This is a genomic window from Janthinobacterium sp. TND4EL3 (assembly GCF_900156175.1).
GTDB lineage: Bacteria > Pseudomonadota > Gammaproteobacteria > Burkholderiales > Burkholderiaceae_D > Janthinobacterium.
On record NZ_FTMV01000030.1, the window covers coordinates 23291 to 31763 of the forward strand.

General features: G+C 61.0%; 7 protein-coding genes. 3 read left to right on the plus strand and 4 right to left on the minus strand.

Annotated elements, in window-relative coordinates; genetic code table 11:
* Positions 1-505 precede the first annotated feature (505 nt).
* Genes BXA07_RS27700 through BXA07_RS27710 form a run of 3 tightly spaced genes read right to left on the minus strand, consistent with a single transcriptional unit; the run spans position 506 to position 4901 of the window.
* A complete protein-coding gene (locus BXA07_RS27700) occupies positions 506-2947 on the minus strand; it encodes an ABC transporter permease (protein WP_076572903.1) in 2442 nt (813 codons plus the stop codon).
* A 13-nt stretch (positions 2948-2960) separates the two neighbouring features.
* A complete protein-coding gene (locus BXA07_RS27705) occupies positions 2961-3641 on the minus strand; it encodes an ATP-binding cassette domain-containing protein (protein WP_076572917.1) in 681 nt (226 codons plus the stop codon).
* 57 nt (positions 3642-3698) lie between these two features.
* Entirely contained in the window at positions 3699-4901 is a 1203-nt protein-coding gene (locus BXA07_RS27710; protein WP_244556431.1) for an efflux RND transporter periplasmic adaptor subunit, read from the minus strand.
* 287 nt (positions 4902-5188) lie between these two features.
* On the opposite strand from BXA07_RS27710, the gene BXA07_RS27715 reads away from it, so the two are divergent.
* The 3 genes from BXA07_RS27715 (at position 5189) to BXA07_RS27725 (ending at position 8004) form a co-directional block, all read left to right on the plus strand.
* Positions 5189-6559 (plus strand): sigma-54-dependent transcriptional regulator, encoded by a 1371-nt coding sequence (locus tag BXA07_RS27715; protein ID WP_076572907.1) that lies wholly within the window; start codon positions 5189-5191, stop codon positions 6557-6559.
* Between the two features lie 292 nt (positions 6560-6851).
* Positions 6852-7766: a sensor histidine kinase gene (locus BXA07_RS27720; RefSeq protein WP_244556432.1), complete on the plus strand. Its 915-nt coding sequence runs from the start codon at positions 6852-6854 to the stop codon at positions 7764-7766.
* Positions 7738-8004 (plus strand): helix-turn-helix transcriptional regulator, encoded by a 267-nt coding sequence (locus tag BXA07_RS27725; protein WP_076572911.1) that lies wholly within the window; start codon positions 7738-7740, stop codon positions 8002-8004. The genes BXA07_RS27720 and BXA07_RS27725 overlap by 29 nt, the downstream gene beginning before the upstream one ends.
* Before the next feature lie 4 nt (positions 8005-8008).
* Here BXA07_RS27725 and BXA07_RS27730 read toward each other — a convergent pair.
* Positions 8009-8473 (minus strand): tyrosine-type recombinase/integrase (locus BXA07_RS27730; protein ID WP_139335815.1); only part of this gene is annotated, 465 nt, incomplete at its 5' end.

Genomic DNA, 8473 nt, shown 5'->3' on the forward strand with positions numbered 1-8473 from the left:
TTATAGCCTGGGTGTACTCCCAGTATCCTGGTGTCCGGTGACATCGAGCCTGGCCAACCACTCCCCCCGCCCTACAACCGAGGCAATCGCGAGAGCAGTAATTTCAGCTGAACTATAACAGCGCAGTTGGCTACGGCAGCCTGGCCCATCACCTGCTCGGGCACTGGATGTTATCGGGGAAGCAATACGCTGGCGCTGCACCGGGACTGGCAATCACGGGCGGCCCGACGTGGAACTTGCCGGCACTTGCCCCACTATCATCTTGCTGCCAGGCGTCCCACGGCGTACCCGCCCGGGGCGCACTGCCCTCGTGCCCGCCATCGGCCTGCACCTTGCGGTCATAGTCTTCACGCCGCACCCCCTTGTTGGTCACGGCCACGCGGGTATCGTTGTCGATCAGGCAGCCTAGGTTTTCGGCGATGCTGACGGAACATCAGCAACCCAAAGCAGCCTTTCAAAGGCTGCTTTTTGCTGACGTCGAGTGTTCGTCACGAATATTGATGCGTTACATTCGAAGGGCATTGGCGGGACGGACCTTCATCGCGATCCACGCTTGTCGACTGGCTGCCGCCAACGCAACGACGCTGGTCACGACGAAGGCGAGCGGCAGGGGCAAGTACCCGGCAGGTGCCGTTTCGACCCAAGTGGACAGATAACGTGCGATGGCCACTGCTGCAACCGGCAATCCAATGAACGCGGCGACCAACAGCATCGTTCCCACACCGCGCAAGACCAGCAGGCCAATAGCAGAGTCACTTGCACCATGCAGCTTGCGCAAGACGATTTCGCGAGCGCGGCGCTGCACCGTATCGGCCGACAGAACGTAGCTTCCAAATGCTGCAAGGCTTAGCGCGATACCGGTTGCCAGTGCGAGCAGGCTGGCCATGCGCGCATCGTCAGCATAATTGGCGGCGAGGACGCCCGACGCTGGCTGGATCGACGCAATGGCCGAGGGAAAATATCTTGGCCATAGGGACCTGATGACATTCACCACCTTGGCGGGGTCGCCATCCGTGCGCACGCTCAAGGCACTACCGCCTGTGCTCAATTGGAACGCCATCGGCGCCGGTGCTTCGCGCAAGGACTGGAACCGCAGTGCTGGCGCGATCCCGATGACACGACCTGGGACCGGCTTGTTATCAAAACTTGTCGTGATGACGATTTGACCAAGTGCTGCGCGTGCGTCGGCAAAGCCGAGCTGGCGTGCTGCAAGTGCATTGAGGACCAGCGGTACGGGGTCGTCGTCACGGTCCAGGGTTTGATCGAATAAGCGCCCGGCTTCTGGCTTGATGGCGTAAAGCATAAAGAAATTGCGCATAACTTGCTTGATTTCCATCGTGGCAGCGCTGCCATCCGGACGTTTCAGGTCGCGGCGCCACGTGTCGTTATGACGGCCGATCGCGTCATCCGACACAGCGACGTCTTGTACCCCGTGCGCAGCCGCCAAAGCCGTCATCAGGCCGCGCGCTGGCGCGCTGTATTTGACCTGTTCAGGCATATCGACGATGAGTATGGAGGCCGGGTCGAATCCAGGCGAAGCACGCATGGCGTAACTCGTCTGCCAGGCGATGGCTAAGGTCACACTGGCAAATCCAATCGCTGCGGTGAGCTGCGCCACGGTCATGCCGCGCCGCAGGCGCGCAGTCGCACGCGATTCAGTTGCCGTGCGCCCGGCCAATGATTTTGCCGAAGGGACAGACCAGGCGATCCACGCCGGCCAGGCCGCCGTCAACAGCCCGAGCCCGACGACAAGGGTACCGACCCAACCCAGGTCGCCAACCGTGAACGCGTCGTTGAGTTGGCGGTCGACCAGGGTCGAAAACAGCGGCAGTGCCAGCCATGCCAGGAGTAACCCGACAGAAGCCGCCAAGAACGTGATCAGCCATGCCTCCGCCAGCAATTCCTGCGCAATGTTCCACCCTGAGGCGCCGAGCACTTTGCGCATGGCCAGTTCACGCTGGCGCCGCACTACCCGCACGGTCGCCAGGTTCACGAAATTGATCGAAGCCAGAACAAGGATGAGCACGGCGACGGCGGCAAGGCCGGCAACGACCACTGGATCGCCCCGCTGGCCGGCGCCGGCGATGAAATTACCCTTGATGCCCGTATCGAAATACGCTGCGTCTAGCCGCGCTAGCGCGATGTCCATGACTGGCCGCCGGCCCAGGCGCGCCTTGACATCGGGCGCCTGCTGATGCAATGCTGGTGCGCCGTCGACCGCGTCCTGCAGATGCCGGACAAGCATCGGCACGGACGCGCCGGTGTTCATACGCACCAGGAGCTTGCCTGGCCAGCCTTTGAGGCCGGTTCGCATTTCATCGCGGACGTCGGCCGCTAGCGTTGAATCGGTGCCGAGTAATGCTTCAAATGGCATGGTGGTATTCGCAGCCGGCGTACGCAGCACCGCGCCAACCCGTAACAATTTACCTTCCGCAAGCAGACTGCGGCCCAGGGCCTGCCTGGTGCCAAACAAGCGCATTGCAGTCAATTCGGTGACCGCGATCTGGTCCGGCGCTCCCAATGCGGTGGCAAGATCGCCCCGCACTGCCCTCAAGCCCAACATCTCGACAAAACCAGGCAAGACAGTCAGGCTTTTCAGGGCATGCAGCTTGCCGTCGACGTTCACCGTCAAGCCTGCTGTCTCGGGGCGTGATGGCAGGTAGCCGGTGGCCGCAGCCACACCGGGCGCTGCCGCTGCAACAGAGCGCAGCAGCAGCGGCGCCTGGTCGTACCAGGGCCCCGTGGGATCGACGTTGTCGCGTTGCTTCACGACGTAGACATGTTCCACATCGGGCACTTCGGCATTATATTGCCAGCAGTAACGCACTAAGCCGAGAATCAGTATGGCTGAAGCGATGCCGATAGCCAGGGTGACTATGGCAATGCCAGCGTAGGCGGGTTCCCGCCGCAGTGCGCGTGCGCTGTGGCGCATCGTGGTCAATAACATGTTCGCTCTCCGGTCAGGCAGGCTGCAGGGCGTCGATCAGGATACGGCCGTCCAGCAGCCGTACCGTACGTGACGCCTGCGCGGCGTGCGCCGGCGAGTGCGTCACCATGACGATGGTCGTGCCATCTGCATTGATCTGACGCAGAATGCGCATCACCTCGTCGCCGTGTGCCGTATCAAGATTGCCAGTCGGCTCATCAGCAAGCAGCAGCGCCGGACTGGCCACGAGCGCGCGCGCGATGGCTACACGCTGTTGCTGTCCGCCGGAAAGTTGCGACGGACGGTGACCGGCGCGGTGCGCCACGCCGAGTTGATCAAGCATCGCGGCAACGCGAAGCTTTCGTTGCGTTGCTGGCACATCCAGGTAGTCAAGTGCCAATGCCACATTTTCGGCAACCGTCAATTCTTCGATCAGATTGAAATTCTGAAAAATGAAGCCGATACGTCCGCGCCGTAATCGGTTGAGCTGTGCCTCGCTCCAGCCCGCCACATTGCGGCCGTCGAACCAGCATTCGCCACCGTCGGGCGTGTCCAGCAGTCCCAGCATAGCCAGCAGCGTAGACTTGCCACAGCCGGACGGCCCGGTGATCGCCACATATTCACCCGCGGCGATGGTGAGGTCAATCCGGTCAAGCGCCGTTGTCTGCACCTCGCCGCCACGATATGTTTTCGTCATGTTGACGAGCCTGAACATGCTTTCCTGTTGTGTGCGCTTCAATTGCATGATGTTGTCATTTCCGTGAGAGACCTGTTAGTGGGTAAGCTGAAGATGCAGCGCCGTTGCATACGGCGTGTATGACGACACGATAACGCGCTCGCCGGCGACCAAGCCGTCGAGTACTTCGATCTGCGTGCTGTTGCGCCGGCCAACACGCACGGCCCGGCGCTCCGCTTGGACGCCATCAGCGCGCACGACGAATACCCAGCCGCCGCCGGTGTCATTGCTGAACGCATCATTTGGAAGAAGCAAGCTAGTCCGCGCAGCACCCAGCGTGATCAGGACGTCGACGCTCTGGCCTGGGCTGAGGGTGGCCGGCTGGCCATCAACGAACGTCAACTCGACCGTGAATTTGCCGTCGCTCACTTGCGGATAGATGCGGTTGACAACCACGTGCGTGGTCTGGCCATCGATCACGGCTGTCGCCGGCCGGCCGGTGGCAAGGCGACGCAAATAGTATTCGTCGAGCTGGGCCGCCAAACAAAATTGCGCGATGTCGTCGATGCGTCCAAGGCGCTGTCCCGACCGGACTGTTTCCCCTACCTGCAACTTGAAATCTGCAAGGCGGCCGGCAACGGGCGCGCGCACGGCCAGTGCATCGACGCCGGCATTGACCAACTTCAGGCCATCTTCCAGCCTGGATACCGCCTGGGCAATCTGTCCGATGGCGTCGCGCCGGGCTGCCTCTTCGCTTTTCCCAGCGGCGTCTTCGCTGGCGAGCGCATGGCGCTGCCGCGTCAGCTGGTCGCCTACTTCTTCCAGCGCAGAACCCGACACGAAACCCTGCTTGGCCAGTGCCGCGCTCCTCGCGAATTGCTTCTCAGCCTGAGCGACTGCAAACGCGAGGTCGGCGCTGCGCCGCGCACTTTCCGCCCGGCTGGTTTCACCCGCGAGGCGCAGGTTCAACAGGTTTGAAATCTGCTGCGCATGCTCAGCTTCACGTGCGAGCACCTCAAGCCGGCGCTGTGGATTCGACAGCCGGAACAGTAATTCGCCTTGGCGTACCAGCGCGCCATCGCGCACCATCACCTCTTCGGCCCGGCCATTTTCCACCACATCCAGCACGACCGAGTGCAGCGGCTGGGCCGTTGCACGCGCGGCCACGTCGTCGCGCAGGATGCCGCGCTCGACGACAGCGATGCGCACGCTGGCAGCGGGCACCTGCAGTCCGCTGGGCCAGAGCCACCACGCCAGTGCAGCCAGTCCAATCAGGATGAGCAAAATCGCTATTGCCATGCCCCAACGCCGGCCCCGCTGTTGCAGGACCGGTTGGTCCATCGCCGCCCCCGAAGGGCGTGATGCATTTGCACTGTGGTCTTTTGTCATGTTTTCCACTATAGCAACATCCGTGCCACGCGGTTTCGGACCAATCGACCGGTATTTTCTTCTCTTGCCCGCTCATTCGTGCGCAAACGCACATGCAAACTGTCCACTTCCGGACACTTTGGGCAAAGTGATCTCGCGCTGTGGAATCATGCAAAGCATGCTGATAAACTCAAGTTTTGTTAATTCTTTAATTTCCAATGGCCGGCAAGCACGCAAATGTACTGATCCTCGACGACGATGCAGACGTGGCGCTGGCAGCGCGCATGCTGCTGCGCCGGCACGTTGCGCAGGTCGCGACACTTGACCATCCTGCACAGCTACCCACATGGCTCGCAGGCAATCGTCCCGACGTTGTTCTCCTCGATTTGAATTTTTCGGCGGGACGGACGGATGGTGGCGAAGGTATGCAAGTTTTGGCGCAATTGAGGGCGCTGCCCAACCCACCCGATATCATCGCGATGACCGCGTACGCTGATATTCCTCTGGCCGTTACGGCGATGCAGGGCGGCGTAAGCGATTTTCTGACAAAGCCGTGGGATAACGTGCGCCTGGTGCACGCTGTCGAGGCAGCCTTTGCGCGACAAGCCTTGCGTCAGCCTATTCATGCCAAAGCAGGTGACGCGGCGCCAGCCGACGCCGACGGATTGCTCGGCAACTCGGCTGCGATGGCGGCCTTGCGTGACATGATCGCCAGTGTGGGGCCCACCGAGGCAAACGTCATGATCCTGGGAGAAAACGGCGTTGGCAAGGAACTGGTGGCGCGCGCCGTTCACCGGGCGTCACACCGGGCATCCCGGCAGTTTCTGGCAGTAGATATGGGGAGCCTGCCAGAGGCAACGCTGGAAAGCGAATTGTTCGGACACCGGCGCGGCGCGTTCACCGATGCACGCAATGACCGCGCGGGCCGCTTCCAGGCAGCGTGCGGCGGCACATTGTTTCTTGACGAAGTCAGCAATATGCCCTTGACAGCACAAGCGAAGCTGCTGACAGCGCTCGAACGACGCCAGGTGACGCCCTTGGGCGCGGACACTCCCGAGGGCGTTGACGTGCGCGTCATTAGTGCCACCAATCTCGAAGAAGACCGGCTGCACGACGTTGCGCTCTTTCGCACGGACCTTCTGTTTCGCCTAAATACTATCGTCCTGCGCGTCCCGCCCTTGCGCGAGCGCGCTGGCGACATTCCTGACTTGCTGCGCCATTATCTAGCCCACTACGAGCATCAATATCGCAAGCCCGCGCGCGCCATAGCAGCGACAGCATTCGATGTACTGTGCACGAATGCATGGCCAGGCAATGTTCGCGCCCTGCGCCATGCCTGTGAACGCGCTGTCATCCTTGGTCGGGAAAATGTCTATACCATCGCTGACTTTGGTATTTCAGCGAAGCCAGCTGTGCCTGCGTTATCGCCCCCGCTCACCATCGATGTCCCACGTGAACTGGGTACGCTCGAACGTGCCGCCATCGCCGCGGCGCTGCTGGAAGTGAAGGGCAATATCAGCAAGGCTGCCAAGACGCTGGGTGTAAGCCGGGCGGCGCTGTATCGCAAGCTGGACAAACATGGGTTATAGACAGGCTCGCGTCGCCCTCGGCGGGACACTGCTTGCTGCGGCTGGCTGGGTAGGTGGTGCGCTAAATGAGAGCGTTGATGGCCTGGGAGCACGTGCCGCCGTTTTGCTCGTCCTGACAGCGCTGCTCGCTGCAGCGCTGATTTGGCATTCAATCGTACACGTTACGGCAATGACGCCAGAGAGACAGTTTCAACTCACGACTTTGCAAGCGCCTGCGACTCTCCGACTGCTATTGCTTGAAGCACGCCTTGAACATGCACCGGTCCCTCTGTTCAACATGACGCCGACCAGGATGGAACCATTGAATGCAAGCGCGCGGCGCCTACTGGCGCCTGGACGCGTCACTGACACGGTTTCCCTGAATACGGCTTTAGCCGGCCTTCCCGTTGGCACGCGGACGCTGGTTCAGTTCGACAGTGAGCATGGCACTGAACGTGCCCTGGCCGTCCGCAATGCCTTGACCGTCGATGGTGCGCCGCAATCCCTCGTTGCACTGCTGCCGCTGGAGGACGAACTATCCGCTGAAGCCATGCAAGCCTGGCGCAAGCTCGTCCATGTATTGACCCATGAGATCATGAATTCACTGACACCCGTGGCGTCCCTTTCGCAAACGTCGCGCACGCTGCTCGCTGAGGCAGCTGGCTCCCTTGCTCCCGACGTGGCCGCAGACCTTGACGTCGCGCTAGACGCAATAAGCCGTCGCGCTGAAAGTCTGAGTCATTTCGTCAGCCATTACCGCGTGCTGGCCAGCCTGCCTACGCCTCTGCCGCAACAATTCCTAATCAAGGACTTGTTTGCACGTCTATCGGCCTTGGTGGCACCGAGCTGGCAGGCCCGCGGAGGAAGCGCGACTTTCGCCGTCGCATCAGGCACGCTGGCATTACGGGCGGACTCTGGCCAGATCGAACAAGCGCTGGTTAACCTGCTGCAGAATGCACTAGAAGCAACCACCGCGAGTCTGGTGCCGCAAGTGGCCGTCGATGCACGCCTCACGACAGGTGGCCGGTTGCGCATCGATGTGCGTGACAATGGACATGGCATTGCCGATGGGGTAGCGGCGGAAATGTTTACGCCGTTTTTCTCGACCAAAAAACAGGGAGGCGGTATCGGCCTTGCCATGGTGCGGCAGCTAATTCAGTTGAACGGCGGAACGGTGCGCTACGCCCGCCCGGTCAACGATGGCGCTCACTTCATCATCACGTTCTAGGTCAAGGCATCTTGACTCCTTAGACACCCGCCAGCTCCTGCAAAACGTGCCGCTATGCGAGCGCACTATCCTGAACCTTGAAAAAAGAGGGCAATTTCCCCGGCGTTTTACTATTACCTCGCGTCTGCTTGCCTGGGACCTCAACGAGGTGGACGCATGGATCGCCGAACAGCAGTCGGCCGCACGTCTGCCTGGCGTGCCGCAGGCACACCCGGTGCCACGCAGCCCTTCCAGGTAACCATTTAATCTATCTGCTTTGTCCAGGCGTCGATCATGTCTGCCCACTCCCGCAGCATGGTCCGGCGCTGAACCGCGTATTCAGCCTTGTTATAGTCGGCTCGCATGCCCCTCTGCTCGTGGGCGAGACATTTTTCGATCCAATCGGTGTTGTAGCCGGCTTCGTGCAGCAGGGTCGATGCTGTTCGCCGTAAATCGTGCGGCGAAAAATCGGCCAGTTGTTTCCCACAGTCTCGTGCCGTGGCGCAGACTGGCACCAGGATGCGATTGAGCGAAGCACCATTCATCGGCACATCAGGGTCATATCGCGACGGCAAAATGTAAGGGGACGTACCAGCACAGGTGCGTAGCGCGACGAACATATCGAGCGCCTGACGTGACAGATAGACGTTGTGGGGGTTGCGACGCTTCATCCGCCTGGCCGGAATGGTCCATAGAGCATCGGTAAAGTTCACCTCACTCCATGTTGC